This is a genomic window from Herbaspirillum sp. RTI4 (assembly GCF_034313965.1).
Taxonomy (GTDB): domain Bacteria; phylum Pseudomonadota; class Gammaproteobacteria; order Burkholderiales; family Burkholderiaceae_D; genus Herbaspirillum.
The window spans coordinates 1,273,736-1,297,918 of sequence record NZ_JAVIWQ010000002.1; the positions used below are offsets into that span (position 1 = coordinate 1,273,736).

Below are 24,183 nucleotides of genomic sequence, written 5' to 3' on the forward strand. Positions count from 1 at the left end.
TTCCCATGAAGTGCTCCTCCATGATGCCCCCCTCCATTGATTTCCTGAGTTCTTCCCTGCTGCCTGCCGCCATTAATCATGTGCTGGCAGAAGAGTCCTGGGCGCGCGATCTTCTGCTTGCGCATCGCGGCAAGGTCGCCTGCATCGATGTGGGGATTGCCGCCCCGCGTCTGCGTATCGGTGACGATGGCTTGCTGGAAACAGCCGCTGCGGACGCTGCACCCGACGTCACGATCAGCATCAAATTATCGGACTTGCCGCTGATTGCCGCCGACCGCACCCGCGCCGTGTCCTACGTCAAAATTGCCGGCGATGCCGATCTGGCCGCCACCATTGCCCGCCTCAGCGAATCTCTGCGCTGGGATGCCACGGATGACTTGAGCCGTTTCGTCGGCGACATCGCCGCCGCCCGCATCGTCAGCGGCGCGAAAGCGGTCGTGGCGAACCTGCAGCAAACACAACGCAAAGTGGCCGAAAATCTGGCCGAGTATTTTTTGGAAGAACAGCCGATGCTGATCCGTCCCTCGCTGGCCGTCGAATTTTCGGCTGATGTAGTGCGCTTGCGCGACGATCTGGAACGGCTCGTCAAGCGCATTGAAAAACTGGAGAAAATCTGATGTTCCTGCGTTCGCTGCGACTGTTCAAAATTGTGCGCGTGGCCGTGCGTTATGGCCTCGACGACCTTGCTATCTCCGGTCTCAAATCGCCGCGTATAGGGAAATTCATCAATGGCATTTTGTTCTGGCGCGATCTGTCGGCACCGCGTGGCGAGCGCTTGCGCAAGGCGCTGGAAGACCTGGGGCCGATTTTCGTCAAGTTCGGTCAGGTGCTGTCGACCCGGCGCGACCTGCTGCCGCTCGATATCGCCAATGAACTGGCGATGCTGCAAGACCGCGTGCCACCGTTCAGCACTGATCTGGCGATTGCGCAAATCCAGAAATCGCTGGGCGCGCATCCCGATGAGTTGTTTGCCCAGTTCGACCGCATCCCGATTGCCTCGGCTTCCATCGCGCAGGTGCATTTCGCCGTATTGAAGGATGGCACCGAAGTCGCGGTCAAGGTGCTGCGACCCAATATGCGCAACACCATCGATAAAGATATCGGCCTGATGCACATCGCTGCCGAATGGCTGGAGAAACTATGGAAGGACGGCCGTCGCCTGAAAGCCCGCGAAGTCGTCGGCGAATTCGACAAATACCTGCACGATGAGCTAGACCTGATGCGCGAGGCGGCCAACGGCAGCCAGTTGCGTCGCAATTTCGCGGACTCTGACATGCTGATGGTGCCGGAAATGATGTGGGATTTCTGCTCGTCGTCGGTGATTGTGATGGAGCGCATGAAAGGGATTCCGATTTCCCAAACCGAGCGCTTGCGCGCAGCGGGCGTGGATTTGCCCAAGCTGGCGCGCGACGGAGTGGAAATTTTCTTTACCCAGGTATTTCGCGACGGCTTTTTTCACGCCGACATGCATCCCGGCAATATTCTGGTGTCGATCGAACCGGAAACCTTGGGGCGCTATATCGCGCTGGACTTCGGCATCGTCGGCACGCTGAACGATTTCGACAAAGATTATCTGTCGCAAAACTTTCTGGCATTTTTCCGACGCGATTACAAACGCGTGGCCGAAGCGCATATCGAATCCGGCTGGGCGCCGAAAGAAACCCGGGTCGATGAACTGGAAGCCGCAGTGCGCGCCTGCTGCGAACCGATTTTCGACCGGCCGCTGAAAGATATTTCTTTCGGACAGGTGCTGCTGCGGCTGTTCCAGACTTCGCGCCGTTTCAATGTGGAAGTGCAGCCGCAGTTGGTGCTGCTGCAAAAAACCCTGCTCAATATCGAGGGACTGGGTCGGCAGCTCGACCTTGAACTGGATTTGTGGAAAACCGCGAAACCGTATCTGGAACGCTGGATGAGTGAGCAACTGGGCTGGCGCGGATTCGTAGAGCAACTGAAAATTGAAGTGCCGCGCTACAGCAAGTTGCTGCCGCAATTGCCACGGCTGGCGCATCAGGCGCTGACGCAGGTGACCGAATCGAAGCAGTCGCAGAACAATGATTTGCTCAAGAGTTTACTGGTGGAGCAGAAGCGCACCAATATGCTGTTGGGCGTGCTGGTGTACTTTGGCGTGGGCTTGTTCGGGGCGATTGTGGTGGTGCAGTTGCTGCTGCGGTTTATATTCTGAGGACGTGCTGATGATGCGCTAGTGAAGGCTTCCGACCGGCGTGCCGCCGGATCCTTCGATACGGAGCCTTGCTCCTACTCAGGACGAACGGTGGGTAGGTTCTCAGGTGAACGGTGGGTGCGTTCTCAGACGAACGGTCGGTGCGTTCTCGGGCGAACGGTGGGTGCGTTCTCAGGTGAACGGTAGGTGCGTTCTCAGGTGAACGGTAGGTGCGTTCTCAGGTGAACGGTAGGTGCGTTCTCAGGTGAACGGTGTGTAGTTTCTCAGGCGAGCTTCGGGGCGGTTGTGGTGGTGTAGTTGCTGCTGCGGTTTATATTCTGAGGACGTGCTGATGATGCGCTAGTGAAGGCTTCCGACCGGCGTGCCGCCGGATCCTTCGATACGGAGCCTTGCTCCTACTCAGGACGAACGGTGGGTAGGTTCTCAGGCGAACGGTGGGTTGGTTCTTCGGCGAACGGTGGGTGGGTTCGCAGACGAGCGGTGGGTGGTTTCTCAGGCGAGCGGTGGGTGGGCTCTCAGGCGAGCTTCGGGGCGATTGTGGTGGTGCAGTTGCTGCTGCGGTTTATATTCTGAGGACGTGCTGATGATGCGCTAGTGAAGGCTTCCGACCGGCGTGCCGCCGGATCCTTCGATACGGAGCCTTGCTCCTACTCAGGACGAACGGTGGGTGGGTTCTCAGGTGACCGGTGGGTAGCTTCTCAGGTGAACGGTGGGTAGGTTCTCAGGTGAACGGTGGGTAGGTTCTCAGTGAATAGTCGGTGGTGTTTTTCGGTTGTGACACACCTAACCGTTCGTCCTGAGTAGGGATGAAATCCCGTATCGAAGGATCCGGCGGCACGCCGGAAGAAGAAGGAATTTGCCTCCACTCACTCTCCAACTACAAACTAAATAAACGCCCCAGTTCCACGCCCGGTTCCGGCGCACGCATGAAGGCTTCGCCGACCAGGAAACCATGAACGTCGGCGTCGCGCATACGCTGTACATCGTCCGGCGTGGCGATAGCCGATTCGGTAATGACCAGTTTGTCGACGGGAATGCGCGGCAGTAAATCCAGCGTGGTTTGCAGCGTCGTTTCAAAGGTGCGCAAATTACGGTTGTTGATGCCAAGCAGGGTCGTTTTCAGTTTCAGTGCGGCGTCGAGCTCTTCGGCGTTGTGGACTTCCACCAGCACATCCAGTCCGATTTCCAGCGCGCAGGCTTCCAGTTCCGCCATCAGGCCGTGGTCGAGTGCGGCCACAATCAGCAAGATGGCATCGGCACCCCAGGCGCGCGCCTGATAGATTTGATAGGGGTCGATCATGAAATCTTTGCGCAGTACCGGCAGGGCGCAGGCGGCACGCGCTTGTTGCAGATAGGCGGGCGATCCCTGGAAAAAATGGACATCGGTCAGTACCGAAAGACAGGCCGCACCGTGGCTGGCATAGCTCATGGCAATCGCATCCGGCTGGAAGTCTTCCCGGATCACGCCTTTGGAGGGCGAGGCTTTCTTGATTTCCGCAATCACGGCAGGCAGGCGCTTGTTGACGCGGCTGCTGATGGCTTCGCCGAAGCCGCGCAGCGCCCGTTGCGGGTCGTTATCGGATTCGACTTCGCGACGCAGGCTGGCAAAATCCTGGATTTTTTTCGCGGCGCGAAGTTCGTCGGCTTTGACGTCGAGAATGCGGTTGAGAATATCTGACATGCGGGGAGTTCCGATCAGGCGCGACCGCCGAGTTGTTGGGTAACCTGAACGAACTGGTCCAGTTTGGCGCGTGCTGCGCCGGATGCGATGACGGTTCGTGCGCGCTCAAGGCCATCGGCAATCGAAGGCGCGACGCCGGCGGCGTAGAGTGCGGCGGCAGCGTTGAGTGCCACGATATCGTGCGCAGGCCCGGGTGTGCCGGCCAGGGCTTCAAACACCCGCTGTTTCGATTCGCTGGCGTTGGCAACTTGCAGGTTGCGGCTGGCGGACATCGTCAGGCCGAAATCTTCGGGATGGATTTCATATTCGTGGATTTCGCCGTTAATCAGTTCACCCACCATCGTGGCACCGCCCAGCGTGACTTCGTCCAGATTGTCGCGACCCCAGACCACCATGGCGTGTTGCGCGCCCAGTCGTTGCAGCACGCGTACCTGGATGCCGACCAGATCGGCGTGGAACACACCCATGAGGATGTTCGGCGCGCCGGCCGGATTGGTCAGCGGCCCGAGGATGTTGAAAATGGTGCGTATGCCCAGCTCTTTTCTCACTGGCGCAGCGTGTTTCATAGCGGCGTGGTGGTTGGGTGCGAACATGAAGCCGATGCCGGTCTGGGCAATCGATTGCGCGACTTGTTCCGGCGGCAGGTTGATGTCGGCTCCCAGCGCTTCGAGCACATCGGCGCTGCCCGACGAGGAAGAAACGCTGCGCCCACCGTGTTTGGCGACCCGCGCACCAGCGGCGGCAGCGACGAACATGGAGGCGGTGGAAATGTTGAAGGTGTGCGCGCCGTCGCCGCCGGTGCCGACGATGTCGAGCAGGTTGCGGGTGTCGGTGAGCGCTACCTTGGTCGAAAATTCGCGCATGACTTCAGCGGCTGCGGCGATTTCTCCTATGCTTTCCTTCTTCACGCGCAAGCCCATGGTGAGGGCGGCGATCATCACCGGCGATACTTCGCCGCGCATGATCTGGCGAAACAAGGACAGCATTTCATCGTGGAAAATTTCACGGTGGTCGATGCAGCGCGTGAGCGCTTCCTGTGGAGTAATGGCCATGGCGGGGGTCGGTTCTCGGTGGAAGGTGGGTGTGGTGAGCGCGTGCAGGCTCATGCCGCAGGGCCGGTCAGGAAGTTCTTCAGCAGCGCATGGCCATGTTCCGACAGGATGGATTCGGGGTGGAACTGCACGCCCTGCACGTCGAATTCCTTGTGCCGCACGCCCATGATTTCACCGTCGTCGGTCCAGGCGGTAATTTCCAGACAGTCCGGCAGGGAGGCGCGTTCTATCGCGAGGGAGTGGTAACGGATCACGGTGTAAGGGCTGGGCAAATCAGCGAAGACGCCGACGCCGGTATGCGTGATGAGCGAGGTTTTTCCGTGCATCACTTGCTGGGCGCGGACGATTTTGCCGCCGAAGGCTTCGCCTATGGCCTGATGGCCGAGGCAGACGCCGAGAATCGGCAGGCGTCCCGAAAAGCGTTTCAGCAGATCGACGCAAATGCCGGCTTCCGCCGGGCTGCACGGGCCGGGCGAGACGCAGATGCGGGCCGGGGCGAGCTTTTCTATTTCGTCGAGGGTGATGGCGTCGTTGCGCACCGTCAGTACTTCTTCGCCCAGTTCGCCGAAATACTGGACCAGGTTGTAAGTAAAGGAGTCGTAGTTGTCGATCATCAGCAGCATCAGATTTCTCCATCCAGTCCGTCTTGCACTTGTTCGGCGGCGCGCAGTACGGCGCGCGCCTTGTTTTCGGTTTCTTCCCATTCCATTTCGGGAATCGAGTCGGCGACGATGCCGGCGGCTGCCTGCACGTACAGCGTGCCGTCCTTGATGACGCCGGTACGGATGGCGATGGCGATATCCATTTCGCCGCCGAAGGAGAGATAGCCGCAGGCGCCGCCGTAAATGCCGCGCTTGGTCGGTTCCAGTTCGTCGATGATCTCCATGGCCCGCACTTTCGGCGCGCCGGAGAGTGTGCCGGCCGGGAAGGTGGCGCGCAGTACGTCCAGATTCGACAGACCCGCTTGCAGTTCGCCTTCGACGTTGGAGACGATGTGCTGCACATGGGAGTATTTTTCGATCACCATCTGGTCGGTGACTTTGACGCTGCCGGTGCGGGCAATGCGGCCGATATCGTTGCGCGCCAGGTCGATCAGCATGACGTGTTCGGCAATTTCCTTGGGATCGGCCAGCAATTCCCTGGCCAGTTGCGCGTCGCGTTCGGCGGTGGCGCCTCGGGGACGGGTGCCGGCTAGCGGACGGATGGTAATTTTTTTGCGTTCGTCGCCGATGTCTTCGTTGCGTACCAGAATTTCAGGCGAGGCACCGACGATTTGCATGTCGCCGAAATTGTAGAAATACATGTAAGGAGACGGGTTGAGCGAGCGCAAGGCGCGATACAGCATCAGCGGCGAATCGACATAGGGTTTCTTCAGGCGCTGGCCGATCTGCACTTGCATCAGGTCGCCGGCCATGACGTATTCCTTGGCCTTGGCAACGGCTTTCAGGTAATCCTCTTTGGCGAATTCGCGGACGGTGTCGGTGCGTACCGAGGCCGAGGTGACCGGGGCGTCGGCCGGACGGCGCAGCATGGTGCGCAATTCCTTGAGTCGCAGTCGCGCTTTGGCGAAGGCTTCCGGCTGGGTGGTGTCGGCGTAGACGATCAGGTAGAGCTTGCCGGAGAGGTTGTCGATGACGGCCAGTTCTTCGGTGAGCAGGAGCTGGATGTCCGGCAGGCCGAGGTCGTCGCGCGGTGTCGAATTGGCCAGACGCGGTTCGATATAGCGTACGGTGTCATAGCCGAAATAGCCGGCCAGGCCGCCGCAGAAGCGCGGCATGCCGGGACGGATCGCGACTTTGTAGCGCGATTGGAATTCGGCGATGAAATCGAGGGGATTGCCTTGCAGCGATTCGATAACTTTGTCGTTTTTCACGACTTCGATGCGCGAGCCGTAGCTGCGCAACATGGTCGTGGCAGGCAGGCCGATGAAGGAGTAGCGGCCGAAACGCTCGCCGCCGACCACCGATTCGAGCAGGAAGGTGTTTTTGCCGCCGTGCTGCGTCTGGGCCAGTTTGAGGTAGAGCGTCAGGGGCGTTTCCAGATCGGCGAAGGCTTCGGCGATCAGGGGGATGCGGTTGTAGCCTTGTGCTGCCAGCGAGGTGAATTCGAGTTCAGTCATGTTTCTCTCCAGACCGCTTTTGCTAGATGTCTTGTGCGCCAGCTTTCAGCTGCGCGCGGACATGAACGGTATCGCGGTATCGTTAATGGGGGTATTACAAAAAACGCGCTGACGGCGGAGGGCGATCAGCGGCATGGCGTACGGACTTAGTGGGTCCAGTTTTGCCAGCGTCGCCATAGCCAGGCCCCGGGGGCGGCTGAGTGGGCGAATGTGCGTTTTTTGTTCAGAAACATGATGGTTGTTTGGGTGGGTTGTAATCCGTTTGCGCTGCGTGGGACTCGTTTTTATTGCATGACGCCAAACATTTTTGGCTGAGACGCAAGTTCATTGAATGTGCCGCGCTGCGTCCAGTAAGGTCGAAACTATACCATCGGAATCGACATCCTGTATAGGAACGCCGTGGTTGTAGCCGTAAGGCACGGTGAATACGCGGCAACCGGCGGCGCGCGCTGCCATGACATCGTTGGAGGAGTCCCCGATGGCGACTATTTGCCCGGGTGCCAGGTCGAAGTCGGCGCAGACTTGCAGTAGCGGGCCGGGGTGCGGCTTGCGGGTTGGCAGCGAGTCGCCGCCGTAGATGACGTCAAAATAGGCATGCAAGCCTTTTTCTTTCAGCAGCGGTACGGCAAAGGCGATCGGTTTGTTGGTGACGCAGGCCAGCCGCAGTCCTTTGGCCTGGAATGCCTCCAGTCCGGCGATGACCTCGGGATAGAGCGTCGTATGACGGCCGTTGATCTGCTGGTAGTGGTGTTCGTAGGAGCGGAGCGCGGTGGCGAATTGCTGCTCAAGTTGCGCCGGGGGATAGCTCAGTGCGAGCACCTGACGCAGCAGATTTTCGGTGCCTTTGCCGACGAAGCTGATGATGCGTGCCTGATCGAGCGCGGGCAAGTTGAGGTCGCCCAGCATGAGGTTGATGGCGGCATGGAAATCCGGCGCGGTGTCGAGCATGGTACCGTCGAGGTCGATGATGACCGCGCGTATGTTGTTCAGCATGTTGTCCAGCATTATGGAATTGCCTTTAAAAGTGAGGCGGCTTAGGGTTTAGCCCAGTTCGGCGCGCATGGCGTCGATGACGGCGCGGTAGTCGGGCTGGCCGAAAATGGCGGAGCCGGAAACGAAGGTGTCGGCTCCGGCGCGGGCGGCGGCGGCGATGTTGTCGACCTTGATGCCACCATCAACTTCGAGCAGGATGTCGCGGCCGCTGGCGTCGATGCGTTGCCGTACGGCGGCGATCTTGTGCAGCGCTTCGGGGATGAACGATTGGCCGCCAAAACCGGGATTGACCGACATGATCAGGATGATGTCGAGTTTGTCCATCACATGGTCGAGGTAGTGCAGGGGGGTGCCGGGGTTCAATACCAGTCCGGCCTTGCAACCCTGGTCGCGGATCAGTTGCAGGGTGCGGTCGATATGGTCGGAGGCTTCCGGGTGGAAGGTGATGATATTGGCCCCGGCCTTGGCGAAGTCGGGAATGATGCGGTCGACCGGTTTGACCATCAGATGCACATCGATGGGCACCTGGACATGCGGCCGTATCGCTGCGCAGACCAGCGGGCCTATCGTCAGATTGGGGACGTAATGGTTATCCATGACATCGAAATGAATGAAATCCGCACCGGCGGCGACGACATTGCGTACTTCTTCGCCCAGACGGGCAAAATCGGCGGAAAGAATGCTGGGGGCGATGCGGTAGGTAGGCATGGGGCAGGCGGGCTGGTAAAGGTGCGCTATTTTACCTGTATCGAACAGGAGCGTTCTCTGGCATGGCTACGGTGGAGTGGTGGTAGTGAAATCGCCCATCCGCGTATTTTTCACATTTTTGGCGGTGTTGCCGCTTTCATAGTCGATCCGGTTTACACTGAGCCATTCGCAAAAAAGAGGTCTGTGCATGGCAACGTATGAGTTTACGGTTTCAGTTAAAACCCGTTATATAGAAGAGCAGTCCGAACCGGATCGCTCCCATTTTGTGTTTGCCTATACGATTACGATCGAAAACACCGGCACGGTAGCCGCCCAACTGATTTCGCGGCATTGGGTCATTACGGATGCCAATAACCACGTTGAGCAGGTACGGGGTTTGGGCGTGGTGGGGCATCAGCCGTTCTTGCAGCCCGGCGGACAGTTCGAATACACCAGCGGAACCGCCGTGAAAACGCCTCAGGGTTCCATGCACGGCGAGTTCTTTTGCGTTGCTGAAGATGGCGAGCGGTTCGAAGCGAAGATTCCCGAATTCGTGTTCTCTTTGCCGCGCACGCTGCATTAAGCCGGGTTTTCTGGCTCTGCCCAGAGGAATTATTCTTTGTGCTTGTCGCCCGGTGCATTGTCTGATGGCGTACGGGTGGATGCCGGTTTGTGTTTTGGGGCGGGCTTTCTTCCTGAAAACATGGTCCACCATACGATGAACGCAAACAGGCAAAAGGCGCTGCAAAATTCGAGTATTAGTAACCACATATTGATTGCCTCCCATGTCATTTGTCCGTCGCAGTCTACCTGCAATCGCCACTGCATTCGCGCTTTTCCTTACCGCTTGCACAACTCCCCCACAGCGCCCCGCGCCGGTTGTGCCTGCCGTTCCGGCGCCATCCGCAGCGGCTACTTTGGAGTTGACAACGTATGCCGCCTTGCCCGGTTGGGGCGCGGATGATCAGCGCGAGGCCTGGCCGGCCTTCCTGACATCTTGTTCCGTATTAATCAAACGGCCGCAATGGAGCGGTGTTTGCGCGGCGGCACGCGAGGTGAATCCGGCCGATGGGGCGGCAATACGTTCGTTTTTCGAAAGTTCGCTGAATCCTTATCGGGTAGTCAATGCGGATGGCACCGATACCGGATTGGTGACTGGTTATTACGAACCCTTGCTGCGCGGGTCGCGCAAGCGCGGCGGTAACTATAAGACGCCCTTGTACCGTGCGCCTGAAGATTTGCTGACGATTGATTTATCGAGCGTCTATCCCGAACTGAAAAATTTGCGTTTGCGCGGCCGTGTGGTCGGCAATAAGGTCGTGCCCTATGCCTCGCGGGGAGAGTTGACGCAATCGGCCGCCATGAAGGGGAAGGAATTGGTCTGGGTGGATGATCCGGTCGAGGCTTTCTTCCTGCAAGTGCAGGGTTCGGGGCGGGTAGAGCTCGACGGTGGCAAGGAAACGATCCGTCTGGCCTATGCGGATCAGAACGGTCTTCCTTATAAATCGATCGGTCGTTATCTGGTCGATAAGGGGGAGATGAAGATGGAGCAGGCTTCGGCGCAGAATATCAAGGCCTGGGTGGCTTCGCATCCGGCGCGTCAGCAGGAAGTCTTGAATGCCAACCCGAGTTATGTGTTTTTCCGCGAGGAGCCATTAGTCGACGCAGCGGTGGGGCCGAAGGGCGCGCAGGGTGTGCCGCTGACTCCGGGGCGTTCGATTGCGGTTGATCCTCAGCATATTGCTTTGGGTGCGCCGGTGTTTTTATCGACCACGCAACCTAACAGCGATCAAAGTCTGCAACGCCTGGTGATGGCGCAGGACACCGGTGGAGCGATTCGCGGTGCGGTGCGGGCGGACTATTTCTGGGGATTTGGCCGGGAGGCCGGCGAGAGGGCAGGGGCAATGAAGCAGCGCGGCATGCTTTGGGTACTGCTGCCGAAGTAGTCGTAAGTGCTTGAGCGTGGCGCTTGGACAGACCTCTTATATAGCGATGTATAAGAGGTCTGTCGTTTTGGGACTGGTTAGCGCAAAACCAGAACCGGGATCGTTGAATGGGCGAGCACTTTTTGCGTCTTGCTGCCGAGGAGCAGTCTGCTGAAGCCGCTGCGCCCATGCGAGGCCATAAAAATCACATCGCAGCCGTACTGGGCGGCTGCCTTGATGATTTCTTCATCGGCGGAGAACGACATGGCGGTTGCCGTTTCGACCTGCACGCCGCCGGCATGAGCCGCATCCGCAATTTTTTGTACGTATTGTCTGGCCAGGGCCAGTACGCTATCTTCATACAGGCTGGGGTCTATCGCCATGGCACTTTCTGCCAGCGGTGAAAAAGGGTAGGGCTCGGCAACTGAGATGCCGATGATTTTGGCTCCGGAGAGTTGAGCGTACTCAACTGCGGTTTGAATGGCTTTCTCGGATAAGGGAGAGCCGTCGGTAGGGACTAGAATGGATTTGAACATGTTGCCTCCGCAGAGTGTGAATGTGCGCCGGGGCAGGGATCTCGCGATTGCGGATGTGGCGCGCGGCACATCAATCATACAATGTACGCACTATTCGTATAACTAAGAAGGAGATGTCATGGATTATCAAACGATCATTGTGGAAACCCGGGATAAGGTCGGTGTGATTACGCTGAATCGGCCCAAGGCGCTGAATGCCTTGAACGATGAAATGATGATTGAGCTTGGCGATGCCTTGCTGAAATTCGATGCGGATGAGGCGATTGCCTGCATCGTGCTGACGGGGAGCGAAAGGGCATTTGCCGCGGGCGCTGATATTAGTGTGATGGCGGCTTATTCCTTCATGGATGTCTATAAGGGTAATTTCATTACTCGCAACTGGGAAATTATCCGGGGCGTGCGCAAGCCGGTGATTGCCGCTGTCGCAGGATATGCGCTGGGCGGTGGTTGTGAGCTGGCGATGATGTGTGATTTCATCATTGCTGCTGATACGGCGAAATTCGGGCAGCCTGAAATTCGTCTGGGCATACCTCCCGGTGCGGGCGGGACCCAGCGCCTGCCGAGGGCGATCTCCAAAGCAAAGGCGATGGATCTTTGTCTGACCGCCAGAACGATGGATGCCGAGGAAGCGGAGCGGGCGGGCTTGGTTTCGCGCGTGGTCGCTGCGGATAAATTAATGGAAGAGGCGATGTCTGCGGCAACGACTATCTCAGGCATGTCGCAGCCGGTAGCGGCGATGATTAAGGATTGCGTCAATCGCGCCTTTGAAACTACGCTCAATGAAGGCGTCAAATATGAGCGCATGATGTTCTATAGCGCCTTCGCTACGGAAGATCAGAAGATAGGTATGAAGGCTTTTCTGGAGAAGTCGCAGCCAGTATTCAAGAACAGTTAGGGCTGGTTTCCCCTGCTGCAAAAAGGTTCGTAGCAGGGGCAATGAAAAATATATAAATAATTTACGATAAATGCTTGCAAAGAAGAGGGTGGGTTGCTATAGTTCGCCTCCCCGCTGAAGACAGCGAGTTGCAGCGGAAACGAAGCAGCGGAGCAGTAGAGAAAGTGGGGTACGAAATGAGTTGTTTTCAGGGTTGGATGAAAGCAGCGAAATGTAGTTGAAAAACAAAATTTAGCGATGACACAAAACGATGTGATTGCGGCATAAGCGGAAGTTCAGAGATGAATGAAAGCGATGCGAAGTAGCAGAGTATGTTGGGCGGCGAAGTGTGCGGCTTGGGTGCGATGAGACTGAAAGTTCTTTAAAAATTAACTGTCGATAAGTGTGGGCGTTTGATGGAACTGTGGCGATATTTCTTCGGAAGTGTCGCAAACTTTACACATTAAATGTTCACAAGAAATATAGGTAAGATCGAAAGAAATTATCTGTCAGTATTTTGAGTGAGCGATACCCGAGAGGGTAGGCAGCAATGCCACAAAACAGAGATTAAACTGAAGAGTTTGATCCTGGCTCAGATTGAACGCTGGCGGCATGCCTTACACATGCAAGTCGAACGGCAGCGCGGGAGCAATCCTGGCGGCGAGTGGCGAACGGGTGAGTAATATATCGGAACGTGCCCTAGAGTGGGGGATAACTAGTCGAAAGATTAGCTAATACCGCATACGATCTAAGGATGAAAGTGGGGGATCGCAAGACCTCATGCTCGTGGAGCGGCCGATATCTGATTAGCTAGTTGGTGGGGTAAAAGCCTACCAAGGCGACGATCAGTAGCTGGTCTGAGAGGACGACCAGCCACACTGGGACTGAGACACGGCCCAGACTCCTACGGGAGGCAGCAGTGGGGAATTTTGGACAATGGGCGCAAGCCTGATCCAGCAATGCCGCGTGAGTGAAGAAGGCCTTCGGGTTGTAAAGCTCTTTTGTCAGGGAAGAAACGGTCTGGATTAATACTCTGGGCTAATGACGGTACCTGAAGAATAAGCACCGGCTAACTACGTGCCAGCAGCCGCGGTAATACGTAGGGTGCAAGCGTTAATCGGAATTACTGGGCGTAAAGCGTGCGCAGGCGGTTGTGCAAGACAGATGTGAAATCCCCGGGCTTAACCTGGGAATTGCATTTGTGACTGCACGGCTAGAGTGTGTCAGAGGGGGGTAGAATTCCACGTGTAGCAGTGAAATGCGTAGATATGTGGAGGAATACCGATGGCGAAGGCAGCCCCCTGGGATAACACTGACGCTCATGCACGAAAGCGTGGGGAGCAAACAGGATTAGATACCCTGGTAGTCCACGCCCTAAACGATGTCTACTAGTTGTCGGGTCTTAATTGACTTGGTAACGCAGCTAACGCGTGAAGTAGACCGCCTGGGGAGTACGGTCGCAAGATTAAAACTCAAAGGAATTGACGGGGACCCGCACAAGCGGTGGATGATGTGGATTAATTCGATGCAACGCGAAAAACCTTACCTACCCTTGACATGGATGGAATCCTGAAGAGATTTGGGAGTGCTCGAAAGAGAACCATTACACAGGTGCTGCATGGCTGTCGTCAGCTCGTGTCGTGAGATGTTGGGTTAAGTCCCGCAACGAGCGCAACCCTTGTCATTAGTTGCTACGAAAGGGCACTCTAATGAGACTGCCGGTGACAAACCGGAGGAAGGTGGGGATGACGTCAAGTCCTCATGGCCCTTATGGGTAGGGCTTCACACGTCATACAATGGTACATACAGAGGGCCGCCAACCCGCGAGGGGGAGCTAATCCCAGAAAGTGTATCGTAGTCCGGATTGGAGTCTGCAACTCGACTCCATGAAGTTGGAATCGCTAGTAATCGCGGATCAGCATGTCGCGGTGAATACGTTCCCGGGTCTTGTACACACCGCCCGTCACACCATGGGAGCGGGTTTTACCAGAAGTAGGTAGCCTAACCGTAAGGAGGGCGCTTACCACGGTAGGATTCGTGACTGGGGTGAAGTCGTAACAAGGTAGCCGTATCGGAAGGTGCGGCTGGATCACCTCCTTTCTAGAGTGCACGGGGAAGTCAAGCGTCCACACTTATCGACAAGTTAATGAAGAAAAGAACAGTTATTTGGCTGCGCGACTGGGGCGCGATGTAAAGCGCGAGAGTTGGCCGCTGTGTACTGATCCAAGCGGGTCTGTAGCTCAGCTGGTTAGAGCACCGTGTTGATAACGCGGGGGTCGTTGGTTCGAGCCCAACCAGACCCACCAAGGTACAAGATTATCAAGCGAAGTTTGATAAGAAGTAAATGGGGGTTTAGCTCAGCTGGGAGAGCACCTGCTTTGCAAGCAGGGGGTCGTCGGTTCGATCCCGTCAACCTCCACCAAGAAATATCAAACCTAAGTCGAACGCGAAGAGCGTGCGGATTTAGGTTTGATCTTTTAGATCACTAGCTGTTTCGTTCTTTAACAATCTGGAAGAAGTAAAGATTTATCAATTTAAGCGGATTCACGCAAGTGGAGAAGTGGAGATTGATGGGTGTGATTGTATCAAATCAAAAAAGTATTATTTGAAGTGATCTTTAAGTTTTAGAAGACCGCTTTGGAAATACGGCAAACGCTAAACTCATAGAAATACCCTTGTAACCACTTTTTGTCTGCGAATGAACGGTAGTACAGCAGATGAGAAGCTAAAGTTATAGGGACAAGTGAATAAGTGCACATGGTGGATGCCTTGGCGATGTCAGGCGATGAAGGACGTAGTAGCTTGCGATAAGCTGCGGGGAGCTAGCAAACAAGCTTTGATCCGCAGATTTCCGAATGGGGTAACCCGGCCTTAGGGTCATTTAACACTGAATACATAGGTGTTAAAAGCGAACGCGGCGAACTGAAACATCTAAGTAGCTGCAGGAAAAGAAATCAACCGAGATTCCCAGAGTAGTGGCGAGCGAAATGGGACCAGCCTGCAAGATTTAGCATTATTGATAGTAGAAAGCTCTGGAAAGTGCTGCCATAGAGGGTGATAGTCCCTTATACGAAATCAGTAGTGTGGAACTAAGCTTGCGACAAGTAGGGCGGGACACGTGAAATCCTGTCTGAACATGGGGGGACCATCCTCCAAGGCTAAATACTCGACATCGACCGATAGTGAACCAGTACCGTGAGGGAAAGGCGAAAAGAACCCCGGAAGGGGAGTGAAATAGATCCTGAAACCGTGTGCATACAAACAGTAGGAGCGGACTTGTTCCGTGACTGCGTACCTTTTGTATAATGGGTCAGCGACTTACATTCAGTGGCAAGCTTAACCGTATAGGGAAGGCGTAGAGAAATCGAGTCCGAATAGGGCGATAGTCGCTGGGTGTAGACCCGAAACCAAGTGATCTACTCATGGCCAGGTTGAAGGTGCGGTAACACGCACTGGAGGACCGAACCCACTAATGTTGAAAAATTAGGGGATGAGCTGTGGGTAGGGGTGAAAGGCTAAACAAACTTGGAAATAGCTGGTTCTCTCCGAAAACTATTTAGGTAGTGCCTCAAGTATCACCATCGGGGGTAGAGCACTGTTATGGCTAGGGGGTCATCGCGACTTACCAACCCATTGCAAACTCCGAATACCGATGAGTGCGAGCTTGGGAGACAGACGTCGGGTGCTAACGTCCGGCGTCAAGAGGGAAACAACCCAGACCGCCAGCTAAGGTCCCAAAGATTGGCTAAGTGGAAAACGAAGTGGGAAGGCTAAAACAGTCAGGAGGTTGGCTTAGAAGCAGCCACCCTTTAAAGAAAGCGTAATAGCTCACTGATCGAGTCGTCCTGCGCGGAAGATGTAACGGGGCTAAGCCAGTCACCGAAGCTGCGGATATGTGTTTACACATATGGTAGGAGAGCGTTCTGTAAGCCTGCGAAGGTGTCTTGTAAAGGATGCTGGAGGTATCAGAAGTGCGAATGCTGACATGAGTAGCGATAATGGGGGTGAAAAGCCCCCACGCCGTAAGCCCAAGGTTTCCTGTTCAACGTTCATCGGAGCAGGGTGAGTCGGCCCCTAAGGCGAGGCAGAGATGCGTAGCTGATGGGAAGCAGGTTAATATTCCTGCACCGTCGTTAGATGCGATGGGGGGACGGATCGCGGAAGGTTGTCCGGGTGTTGGAAGTCCCGGTTCCTAACTCACAGAAGGCTACTAGGTAAATCCGGTAGCGTAATTCAAGGGGTTGGGACGAGTGAATTTATTCACGAAGCAATTGGAAGTGGTTCCAAGAAAAGCCTCTAAGCTTCAGTCTAACGAGACCGTACCGCAAACCGACACAGGTGGGCGAGATGAGTATTCTAAGGCGCTTGAGAGAACTCGGGAGAAGGAACTCGGCAAATTTGTACCGTAACTTCGGGATAAGGTACGCCCTAGTAGTTTGACTGGCCTGCGCCAGAAGGACAAAAGGGCTGCAATAAAAAGGTGGCTGCGACTGTTTAATAAAAACACAGCACTATGCAAACACGAAAGTGGACGTATATGGTGTGACTCCTGCCCGGTGCTGGAAGATTAAATGATGGGGTGCAAGCTCTTGATTGAAGTCCCAGTAAACGGCGGCCGTAACTATAACGGTCCTAAGGTAGCGAAATTCCTTGTCGGGTAAGTTCCGACCTGCACGAATGGAGTAACGATGGCCACACTGTCTCCTCCCGAGACTCAGCGAAGTTGAAATGTTTGTGATGATGCAATCTACCCGCGGCTAGACGGAAAGACCCCATGAACCTTTACTGTAGCTTTGCATTGAATTTTGAACCAATCTGTGTAGGATAGGTGGGAGGCTTTGAAGCGTGAACGCTAGTTTGCGTGGAGCCAACCTTGAAATACCACCCTGGTTTGTTTGAGATTCTAACCTTGGTCCGTTATCCGGATCGGGAACAGTGCATGGTAGGCAGTTTGACTGGGGCGGTCTCCTCCTAAAGTGTAACGGAGGAGTTCGAAGGTACGCTAGGTACGGTCGGACATCGTGCTAATAGTGCAATGGCATAAGCGTGCTTAACTGCGAGACTGACAAGTCGAGCAGGTACGAAAGTAGGACATAGTGATCCGGTGGTTCTGTATGGAAGGGCCATCGCTCAACGGATAAAAGGTACTCTGGGGATAACAGGCTGATTCCTCCCAAGAGTTCATATCGACGGGGGAGTTTGGCACCTCGATGTCGGCTCATCACATCCTGGGGCTGTAGCCGGTCCCAAGGGTATGGCTGTTCGCCATTTAAAGTGGTACGTGAGCTGGGTTTAAAACGTCGTGAGACAGTTTGGTCCCTATCTGCCGTGGGCGTTGGAAGTTTGAAGGGGGCTGCTCCTAGTACGAGAGGACCGGAGTGGACGAACCTCTGGTGTATCGGTTGTCACGCCAGTGGCATTGCCGAGTAGCTAAGTTCGGAAGAGATAACCGCTGAAAGCATCTAAGCGGGAAACTCGCCTTAAGATGATACTTCCCGGGAACTAGATTCCCCTAAAGGGTCGTTCGAGACCAGGACGTTGATAGGTCAGGTGTGGAAGCGTAGTAATACGTTAAGCTAACTGATACTAATTGCCCGTGAGGCTTGTCCCTATAACCTTAGCTGGTTATATTCGATGAGATTTGTGTTTGCCTTGGTCGGTACAACACACCCGGCGTCTCTGCCCAGAGATGCCAACTTTACTTCTTCCCAGATTGCGCTTTGTGCTGCTCCCGTTGGAGAGCACCGAGTGTTACAAGTTATGCCTGATGACTATAGCAAGTTGGTACCACCCCTTCCCATCCCGAACAGGACCGTGAAACGACTTCGCGCCAATGATAGTGCTGCAACCAGTGTGAAAGTAGGTCATCGTCAGGCTTTGTTTTAAATAAAAGGGCCCTAGCTTAACCGCTACGGCCCTTTTTCTATTTCAACTCAATAATGCCTTCGCCCAACAGCACGCTCAAGCGCTTGCTGGCCGATGCCTTGCTCGACTGACCTGCCCCCAACATGAGCATCAAGCCTGAGTGGAATCCAACTCTGAAAGGAGCTGGATCATGAAGAAGCGATTCACCGAAGAGCAAATCATCGGTTATCTGAAAGAAGCCGATGCCGGGCTGCCGGTCACAGCGCTGTGCCGCAAGCACGGATTCTCCGATGCCTCCTATTACAAATGGAAGGCCAAATTTGGCGGCATGGAAATTCCTGACACCAAGCGTCTGAAGTCGCTGGAGCAGGAAACAGCAAGCTCAAGCGCTTGCTGGCCGATGCCTTGCTCGACAATGCCGCGCTCAAGGACCTTGTTTCGCGAACATGGTAAGCCCACAGGAAAGACGGGAGGCGGTCGCCGTTCTTCACACCGAATGGCAACTGTCTGAACGTCGGGTCTGTGGGCTGATCAACATGTCCACTTCCGTCTTGCGCTACCAACGCCGAGCGGAGGGCAAACAGTTTTTAAACTCGGATTCTACTGCGCGCTGTTGCTAATTTTTGGGGGCAGGTCATAGGTCAGTGGCGCGACAAGGAATACGGCTAGCCAATGGAGTGGATGAAACAGGAAGAGGAAGTACCAGTACGTTCGCAAAACCGTCAGAGCAACGGCCGGCAGGATCGTACGATATGTTGATTGCTACAACCGGCGATGCAGTTGCGATATTCGGCACTGTTTGCCGCACTACACGCTCTTGTCCTGTAAAGGAGGCAAGAGCGGTAGCGTAGGTAGGTCTGCATCTCAAAGTGCCACTTGGTAACCCAGAGATGCAGTCCAAATTAACGGCGTTATTTCTATGCTGCGTGCTGTGATGGATACGTGGAGCAGATCACAGCAGAATCACCCTTGCATCAGAAGTGATAAGCGGCACGAACCACTGCAAAATTGACGCCGCCGTTCGGCTGCTTGATGCCGCCGTTCGAGAAATGCTGCAAACGAATGCCCAGATCGAGGCCGTTAGCGAAAACATAGCCAGTGCCAACATGGTCGCCAAACTGGAATGCTGTCGAAAAATGACGGTCATTATTGTTATAGACCTGAGACATTAAATGCACACCAATACCGGCTTCACCGTAGAAGCCTTTTTTGTCGTCACGCTGAAAACGGAAGACAGGTGTCAGACCGATGTCGACCAGATCCTGACTTTGGTTATCCGTGTTGTTGTAGCGATTGCCATGCCATTCAGCGATAGACAGATCCCAGTAGCCGCCGATATGTGTGCCGTTCGATTGCCACCACTTGTTTTGCCAGTCCCATTGCGCCGCAAAACGTGCCATTTGTGTTTTATTACCCGTTGCGAATTCCGCTGAAGCTGAATCCACCGCGTAGCTGGAAGAAGAGGCGCTCAACAAGAGGAGGGCGGCAGCGGCAACTTTGAAACCAAGATGTTTGATAGACATGAAAATGGGAAGATGAATTATTTTAATTGAAGCAAAAAAACCCCACACGAAAGCCATGGGCTGCTGAATCTACCAAGGCATGGTCTCATAACACTTATATTTAATACAATCCCTAAATGCAAAGAGTAAAAATCAGGGGGTTCGCAGAGTGAAGTGTTGTTATATCGAAACTTGCTTAGAGTGCGCTCACAGAAGCGTCAGCAGCGCAACCAATGCCGGCGCGGCCTGAATCAGCAATATCGAGCGTTTGGCAGTCAATCCGCCATACAGGCCAGCCACCAGCACGCATGCGCAAAAAAACACTTTGAAAGAGTGATCCCCGCTGTACAAGCCCCAGAGCAGGCCAGCGGCCAGGAACCCATTGTATAAACCCTGATTGGCGGCCAGCACAGCAGAATTACGGGCTACTTCTGCCGACATGCCGAAGGTCTTGCGACCGAATGGGGTGGTCCATAAAAACATCTCCAGAACCAATATTCCCAAGTGGAGCAGCGCGATGACTGCGATGAGGCCATTACCCAGCGTAGTGAAATTGTTCAAGATTCTCTTCCTCACAGTTTTTATTGGATGGGTTCAATTACGGTATTTCGTGGACTTTTGCCTCAGAAGTATGCCGGGAATGACGTGGAAAGTCCCCTTAATGCATGTCGACGGCCCTTCACTTTGCCAATATTGCCGTCGTAAGAATAAGGACAGTACGATAATGTTGTTGCTTGCAATGACTGAAGTCTGCATCATCTGCCTCTTTCCTTAAGCGAAATCTCATTTCGCCCCCTCATGCTGGTTTATATCATTCGCCGCTGCTTGCAAAGTGTCATCGTCTTAGCGGTCATGTCTCTGCTGGTCTTTCTGAGCGTACATGCGATCGGCAACCCCATCGACGTCTTGATCAGCGCCGATGCCGATCAAGCCGAGCGCGCCCGCGTCATTGCCGCTTTCGGACTGGATCAGCCCCTGTGGCTGCAATACGGCCTGTTCATTAAAAATGCGCTCATGGGCGATTTGGGACGATCCTTCGTTTATTCCACACCCGCGCTCGGATTGATTCTGGAACGTCTGCCAGCGACGCTGGAACTGGCGCTGGCGGCTATTTTTCTGACCATCGTCATTGGATTGCCCCTCGGCTTATTAGCGGGATTCCGTCCGCGCGGTGCGGTCAACAATCTCATCATGAGCTTATCGGCATTGGGTTTTTCCTTGCCGACGTTTTGGGTGGGACTGATGATGATCATGTTTTTCGGCGTGCAGCTGGGCTGGCTGCCAACTGGAGGACGAGGCACGACAACGACCCTGTTCGGAATCGGTTTCGGCGTTTTTAACTGGGATGGACTCAAACATTTGCTGCTGCCGGCGATTAATCTGGCACTGTTCAATATCGCTTTTATGATCCGCCTCACGCGTGCCGGGGCGCAGGAAGCGCTGTTACAAGACTATGTTCGCTTTGCTCGGGCGAAAGGATTGTCGCCCAGCCGCATTATCGGCGTGCATGTGTTGAAAAATATCCTGATCCCCATCGTGACCGTCGTGGGGATGCAATTTGGCTCCATCATGGCGTTTTCCATTGTGACCGAATCGATTTTCGCCTGGCCCGGCGTTGGCAAGCTGCTGATCGATTCGATTCGTGTTCTGGACCGGCCGGTGCTGGTTGCTTTTCTCTCCTTGATTGCTGTGATGTTCATCCTGATTAATTTGATTGTCGACGTCTTGTATTCCTTGCTCGACCCCCGCGTCCGCTTTTCAGCGGCGAAGAGCTAAGCAATGGCGACCCGGGAAATACACCAAGCCGACGACAGGCCAGCAATCCTTTTCATTCGCGGCTTTCTTGAAAACCGGATGGCCGTCATCGGCTTCATCGTCTTAGTGCTGATTGTGCTGGCCGCGCTCTTGGCGCCACTCATTGCCCCGCAAAATCCCTACGATCTGGCGCATCTGGACATACTGGATTCGCGTCTGCCGCCCGGCACCATGTCCTCAGACGGCACGCTGACCTACTTGCTCGGCACCGACGATCAGGGACGCGACATGCTGTCAGCCATTTTGTACGGTGTGCGCATTTCCATCATGGTGGGTCTGGTCAGTACCGGCATTGCCTTCGTGATTGGCGCCTCGCTGGGTTTGCTGGCCGGTTATCTGGGCGGACGTATCGACACGCTGATCATGCGCGTGGCCGACATCCAGCTGGCGTTTCCCTCCATTCTGGTCGCGCTCATTTTGCTGGCCCTGACCGGCCGCGGCATCGACAAAATCATCATTGCTTTAGTGGCGGCGCAATGGGCTTATTACGCACGTACCACCCGCGCCAGCGCGCAAGTGGAGCGACGCAAGGAATACATCGAAGCTGCGGTCTCGCTCGGTCTTTCGCCGCTGCGCATCATGTTGCGGCATCTGCTGCCGAATTGCCTGCCGCCGCTGATGGTGATCGCCGCCCTGCAAGTCGCCGAAGCCATTTCGCTGGAAGCCACACTCTCCTTCCTCGGACTGGGTTTGCCGGTGACCGAACCGTCTCTCGGTCTGCTCATTGCCAATGGATTCCAGTATCTGATGTCAGGAAAATACTGGATCAGCTTTTTCCCCGGCATCGCTTTGCTGGTCACCGTGGTGGCGATTAATCTGGTTGCCGACCGGTTGCGCGATCTGTTCAATCCGCGCATGCAATCGGAATGAGGGAAGGCACACGATGACATTCACTTTAGATGTGCAACATTTGGACACGCAGTTCGTCACCCGTGACGGCCTGGTCAAGGCGGTGGACGATGTGTCCTTTGCGGTGCCGGCCGGAAAAGTCATGGGACTGGTCGGCGAGTCGGGTTCCGGCAAATCAATGACCGCCTATTCGATCATGGGGCTGGTGGATGCCCCGGGGGAAATCACCGGCGGCAAGGTCTTGCTCAACGGCGTCGATCTGCGCAGCCTGCCGCCTTCCGACATGCGCCGCTTGCGCGGCAACCGGATCGCCATGATTTTTCAGGATCCGATGATGACGCTCAATCCGGTATTGCGCATCGATACCCAAATGACCGAAACCATCCGCGCCCATCGCAAGGTCACTCGCGTCGACGCACGGGCGATGGCCTGCGCCGCCTTGCAGCGGGTCGGTATTGCCGAGCCAGAGCAGCGCCTGCTGGCGTATCCGCATCAATTTTCGGGGGGCATGCGGCAACGTGTGGCGATTGCCATCGCCCTGCTCAACGAACCGGACCTGATTATCTGCGACGAACCCACCACGGCGCTGGATGTGACGATACAAGGTCAGATCCTGTTTGAAATGCAGGCGCTGTGCCGCGAGTCGGGAACCGCGCTGATCTGGATTTCGCATGATCTGGCCGTCGTCGCCAGTCTGGCCGATGAAGTGGCCGTCATGTATGCCGGCCGTATCGTGGAACATGGCAGCACGCAGCAGGTATTGATGCATTCGCGTCATCCATATACGCATGGACTGATCGCCGCCGCACCGGCGCGCAATCATCGCGGCCAGCCCTTGCATCAGATTCCCGGAGCGCCGCCTTCCTTGCGCAATCTGCCCACAGGATGCGCCTTCCGACCACGCTGCGGGCAGGCGACGGAGGCCTGTTCCGTTACACCTGAAGTGCAGATAATCGATCAGCGCGCCCTTCGTTGTTTTCATCCATTGAGCGGCAATCCGGGGCAGACAGCATGAGCATGCATTCCGATCACCCGACCGCCGCAGACCTTTCGCCTGCGGTAGCCGATACACCCTTGCTGCAATTACAAAACATCAGCAAGCGTTTCGTGCAGCCGCTAGAGACAGCAGCCAACATCGTCAATTTTTTCACCCGACCTTTCGGCAAGGTGTTGCGTGAGCAGGTGGTGCATGCGGTCACCGATGTCACGCTGGAAATTGCCAAAGGGGAAGTGGTCGGACTGGTCGGTGAATCCGGCTGCGGCAAGTCGACGTTGGGGCGCATGGCGATTGGTTTGCTGCCGCTATCTGATGGTCGCCGCGTATGGAAGGGCAAAGATCTGGACCGGCTCGACCCTGCGCAGCAGCGACAGCAAAGACTGGCGATGCAAATGATTTTCCAGGACCCGTATGCCTCGCTCAATCCGCGTTTGCGAGTGCAAGATATTATCGGTGAGGCGCCAGTGGTGCATGGCTTGATTGATGCTTCTCAGCGCCCGGAGTTCGTCGCGGAATTATTGCAAAGGGTGGGTTTGGATGCGGGCATGTTGCGCCGTTTTCCGCATCAGTTTTCGGGCGGTCAAAGGGCGCGTGTTGGCATTGCCCGTGCGCTGGCAGTGCGGCCTGAGTTGCTGGTATGCGATGAGGCGGTGGCAGCGCTCGATGTGTCGATACAGGCGCAAGTGCTCAATTTGTTCATGCGCCTGCGCAGCGAGTTGGATCTGACTTATCTGTTCATTAGTCACGATCTGAATGTGGTGCAGTACATCTCTGACCGCGTCGCCATTATGTATCTGGGGCGGGTGGTGGAAATAGCGCCGACCGAGGCCTTGTTTGCTCGCCCTAATCATCCGTACACACAAGCCTTGCTGGCCTCCGCGCCGGCAATGAAGGTGGAGAAAACTATTTTTCTCGCGGTGAAGGGCGAAATCCCCTCGCCGCTGCATCCGCCGACGGGCTGTCATTTCCATCCGCGTTGTCCGCACGCCATGCCGCGCTGCACGCATGAGTCGCCGGTATTAAAGGAAATCTCCCCCGGCCATCGTTCTGCTTGTCATCTGAACGATCAGCCTTAAGAATGCGCTAGCAAATCTGCCGCACCCCCG

Annotated in this window: 18 protein-coding genes, 2 tRNA genes, 3 rRNA genes and 1 pseudogene; 15 read left to right on the forward strand and 9 right to left on the reverse strand. The window is 55.5% G+C overall.

Annotation, left to right across the window (positions count from 1 at the left end; genetic code table 11):
• Positions 1–20 precede the first annotated feature (20 nt).
• Complete coding sequence (locus RGU70_RS05970; protein WP_416186484.1) at positions 21–617, forward strand: ubiquinone biosynthesis accessory factor UbiJ; 597 nt, start codon at positions 21–23, stop codon at positions 615–617.
• Entirely contained in the window at positions 617–2,182 is a 1,566-nt protein-coding gene (gene ubiB / locus RGU70_RS05975; RefSeq protein WP_322208478.1) for a ubiquinone biosynthesis regulatory protein kinase UbiB, read from the forward strand. The genes RGU70_RS05970 and ubiB overlap by 1 nt, the downstream gene beginning before the upstream one ends.
• A gap of 877 nt (positions 2,183–3,059) precedes the next feature.
• On the opposite strand, the gene trpC is transcribed toward ubiB, so the two are convergent.
• The 6 genes from trpC to rpe all read right to left on the reverse strand — a co-directional run bounded on the left by trpC (position 3,060) and on the right by rpe (position 8,735).
• Positions 3,060–3,863, reverse strand: coding sequence for an indole-3-glycerol phosphate synthase TrpC (trpC, locus tag RGU70_RS05980; protein WP_322208479.1), 804 nt, complete (start codon positions 3,861–3,863; stop codon positions 3,060–3,062).
• Between the two features lie 14 nt (positions 3,864–3,877).
• Positions 3,878–4,915 carry an anthranilate phosphoribosyltransferase gene (gene trpD / locus RGU70_RS05985; RefSeq protein WP_322210718.1) on the reverse strand — a complete coding sequence of 346 codons (1,038 nt, stop codon included), beginning with the start codon at positions 4,913–4,915 and terminating at the stop codon, positions 3,878–3,880.
• A gap of 50 nt (positions 4,916–4,965) precedes the next feature.
• Positions 4,966–5,538 (reverse strand): aminodeoxychorismate/anthranilate synthase component II, encoded by a 573-nt coding sequence (locus RGU70_RS05990; protein WP_322208481.1) that lies wholly within the window; start codon positions 5,536–5,538, stop codon positions 4,966–4,968.
• A complete protein-coding gene (gene trpE / locus RGU70_RS05995) occupies positions 5,538–7,034 on the reverse strand; it encodes an anthranilate synthase component I (RefSeq protein WP_322208483.1) in 1,497 nt (498 codons plus the stop codon). Before trpE ends, RGU70_RS05990 begins: the two co-directional genes overlap by 1 nt.
• 324 nt (positions 7,035–7,358) lie before the next feature.
• The gene (locus tag RGU70_RS06000; protein ID WP_322208484.1) at positions 7,359–8,039 is read right to left on the reverse strand and encodes a phosphoglycolate phosphatase; all 681 of its coding nucleotides are present in this window, start codon (positions 8,037–8,039) and stop codon (positions 7,359–7,361) included.
• A 36-nt stretch (positions 8,040–8,075) separates the two neighbouring features.
• Positions 8,076–8,735, reverse strand: coding sequence for a ribulose-phosphate 3-epimerase (gene rpe, locus RGU70_RS06005; protein WP_322208485.1), 660 nt, complete (start codon positions 8,733–8,735; stop codon positions 8,076–8,078).
• Positions 8,736–8,922: 187 nt separating this feature from the next.
• On the opposite strand from rpe, the gene apaG reads away from it, so the two are divergent.
• Together apaG and RGU70_RS06015 are read left to right on the forward strand one after the other, a co-directional pair.
• Entirely contained in the window at positions 8,923–9,297 is a 375-nt protein-coding gene (apaG, locus tag RGU70_RS06010; RefSeq protein WP_322208486.1) for a Co2+/Mg2+ efflux protein ApaG, read from the forward strand.
• Positions 9,298–9,499: 202 nt separating this feature from the next.
• On the forward strand, positions 9,500–10,660 hold the full coding sequence (locus RGU70_RS06015; RefSeq protein ID WP_322208487.1) for a murein transglycosylase A: 1,161 nt from the start codon (positions 9,500–9,502) through the stop codon (positions 10,658–10,660).
• Between the two features lie 77 nt (positions 10,661–10,737).
• On the opposite strand, the gene RGU70_RS06020 is transcribed toward RGU70_RS06015, so the two are convergent.
• Complete coding sequence (locus tag RGU70_RS06020; protein ID WP_322208488.1) at positions 10,738–11,175, reverse strand: universal stress protein; 438 nt, start codon at positions 11,173–11,175, stop codon at positions 10,738–10,740.
• A 118-nt stretch (positions 11,176–11,293) separates the two neighbouring features.
• Between RGU70_RS06020 and RGU70_RS06025 the strand changes: the two genes are divergently transcribed.
• The 7 genes and pseudogenes from RGU70_RS06025 to RGU70_RS06055 form a co-directional block, all read left to right on the forward strand.
• On the forward strand, positions 11,294–12,070 hold the full coding sequence (locus tag RGU70_RS06025; protein ID WP_322208489.1) for an enoyl-CoA hydratase: 777 nt from the start codon (positions 11,294–11,296) through the stop codon (positions 12,068–12,070).
• 548 nt (positions 12,071–12,618) lie between these two features.
• Positions 12,619–14,149, forward strand: a 16S ribosomal RNA gene (locus RGU70_RS06030).
• A 129-nt stretch (positions 14,150–14,278) separates the two neighbouring features.
• A tRNA-Ile gene (locus tag RGU70_RS06035) sits at positions 14,279–14,355 on the forward strand.
• 40 nt (positions 14,356–14,395) lie between these two features.
• Positions 14,396–14,471: transfer RNA gene (locus RGU70_RS06040), tRNA-Ala, on the forward strand.
• Positions 14,472–14,786: 315 nt separating this feature from the next.
• A 23S ribosomal RNA gene (locus RGU70_RS06045) occupies positions 14,787–17,660 on the forward strand.
• A 152-nt stretch (positions 17,661–17,812) separates the two neighbouring features.
• A 5S ribosomal RNA gene (gene rrf, locus RGU70_RS06050) occupies positions 17,813–17,925 on the forward strand.
• Together the 16S, 23S and 5S rRNA genes with 2 tRNA genes alongside form the textbook arrangement of a ribosomal RNA operon.
• A gap of 179 nt (positions 17,926–18,104) precedes the next feature.
• Positions 18,105–18,486 (forward strand): annotated as a pseudogene (locus tag RGU70_RS06055) (transposase); the annotation flags it as partial.
• 402 nt (positions 18,487–18,888) lie between these two features.
• On the opposite strand, the gene RGU70_RS06060 reads toward RGU70_RS06055, so the two are convergent.
• Together RGU70_RS06060 and RGU70_RS06065 are read right to left on the reverse strand one after the other, a co-directional pair.
• Entirely contained in the window at positions 18,889–19,437 is a 549-nt protein-coding gene (locus RGU70_RS06060) for an acyloxyacyl hydrolase (RefSeq protein ID WP_322208490.1), read from the reverse strand.
• 186 nt (positions 19,438–19,623) lie between these two features.
• Positions 19,624–19,977, reverse strand: a complete 354-nt coding sequence (locus RGU70_RS06065; protein WP_322208491.1) for a DUF1304 domain-containing protein — start codon at positions 19,975–19,977, stop codon at positions 19,624–19,626.
• Between the two features lie 237 nt (positions 19,978–20,214).
• Between RGU70_RS06065 and RGU70_RS06070 the strand changes: the two genes are divergently transcribed.
• From RGU70_RS06070 to RGU70_RS06085, 4 genes are read left to right on the forward strand one after another with little or no spacing between them, the layout of a single operon-like run.
• Positions 20,215–21,192, forward strand: a complete 978-nt coding sequence (locus RGU70_RS06070) for an ABC transporter permease (protein WP_322208492.1) — start codon at positions 20,215–20,217, stop codon at positions 21,190–21,192.
• A gap of 3 nt (positions 21,193–21,195) precedes the next feature.
• Positions 21,196–22,101: an ABC transporter permease gene (locus RGU70_RS06075; protein ID WP_322208493.1), complete on the forward strand. Its 906-nt coding sequence runs from the start codon at positions 21,196–21,198 to the stop codon at positions 22,099–22,101.
• Between the two features lie 13 nt (positions 22,102–22,114).
• Positions 22,115–23,095 carry an ABC transporter ATP-binding protein gene (locus tag RGU70_RS06080; protein ID WP_322208494.1) on the forward strand — a complete coding sequence of 327 codons (981 nt, stop codon included), beginning with the start codon at positions 22,115–22,117 and terminating at the stop codon, positions 23,093–23,095.
• A 2-nt stretch (positions 23,096–23,097) separates the two neighbouring features.
• Positions 23,098–24,153, forward strand: coding sequence for an ABC transporter ATP-binding protein (locus RGU70_RS06085; protein ID WP_322210719.1), 1,056 nt, complete (start codon positions 23,098–23,100; stop codon positions 24,151–24,153).
• Positions 24,154–24,183 lie beyond the last annotated feature (30 nt).

What these genes read in the sequence shown, in the direction of transcription:
- RGU70_RS05970 (WP_416186484.1), top strand. Translation starts at nt 21, where the DNA reads ATGATGCCCCCCTCCATTGATTTCCTGAGTTCTTCCCTGCTGCCTGCC.
- ubiB (WP_322208478.1), top strand. Translation starts at nt 617, where the DNA reads ATGTTCCTGCGTTCGCTGCGACTGTTCAAAATTGTGCGCGTGGCCGTG.
- trpC (WP_322208479.1), bottom strand. Translation starts at nt 3,863, where the DNA reads ATGTCAGATATTCTCAACCGCATTCTCGACGTCAAAGCCGACGAACTT.
- trpD (WP_322210718.1), bottom strand. Translation starts at nt 4,915, where the DNA reads ATGGCCATTACTCCACAGGAAGCGCTCACGCGCTGCATCGACCACCGT.
- RGU70_RS05990 (WP_322208481.1), bottom strand. Translation starts at nt 5,538, where the DNA reads ATGCTGCTGATGATCGACAACTACGACTCCTTTACTTACAACCTGGTC.
- trpE (WP_322208483.1), bottom strand. Translation starts at nt 7,034, where the DNA reads ATGACTGAACTCGAATTCACCTCGCTGGCAGCACAAGGCTACAACCGC.
- RGU70_RS06000 (WP_322208484.1), bottom strand. Translation starts at nt 8,039, where the DNA reads ATGCTGGACAACATGCTGAACAACATACGCGCGGTCATCATCGACCTC.
- rpe (WP_322208485.1), bottom strand. Translation starts at nt 8,735, where the DNA reads ATGCCTACCTACCGCATCGCCCCCAGCATTCTTTCCGCCGATTTTGCC.
- apaG (WP_322208486.1), top strand. Translation starts at nt 8,923, where the DNA reads ATGGCAACGTATGAGTTTACGGTTTCAGTTAAAACCCGTTATATAGAA.
- RGU70_RS06015 (WP_322208487.1), top strand. Translation starts at nt 9,500, where the DNA reads ATGTCATTTGTCCGTCGCAGTCTACCTGCAATCGCCACTGCATTCGCG.
- RGU70_RS06020 (WP_322208488.1), bottom strand. Translation starts at nt 11,175, where the DNA reads ATGTTCAAATCCATTCTAGTCCCTACCGACGGCTCTCCCTTATCCGAG.
- RGU70_RS06025 (WP_322208489.1), top strand. Translation starts at nt 11,294, where the DNA reads ATGGATTATCAAACGATCATTGTGGAAACCCGGGATAAGGTCGGTGTG.
- RGU70_RS06060 (WP_322208490.1), bottom strand. Translation starts at nt 19,437, where the DNA reads ATGTCTATCAAACATCTTGGTTTCAAAGTTGCCGCTGCCGCCCTCCTC.
- RGU70_RS06070 (WP_322208492.1), top strand. Translation starts at nt 20,215, where the DNA reads ATGCTGGTTTATATCATTCGCCGCTGCTTGCAAAGTGTCATCGTCTTA.
- RGU70_RS06075 (WP_322208493.1), top strand. Translation starts at nt 21,196, where the DNA reads ATGGCGACCCGGGAAATACACCAAGCCGACGACAGGCCAGCAATCCTT.
- RGU70_RS06080 (WP_322208494.1), top strand. Translation starts at nt 22,115, where the DNA reads ATGACATTCACTTTAGATGTGCAACATTTGGACACGCAGTTCGTCACC.
- RGU70_RS06085 (WP_322210719.1), top strand. Translation starts at nt 23,098, where the DNA reads ATGCATTCCGATCACCCGACCGCCGCAGACCTTTCGCCTGCGGTAGCC.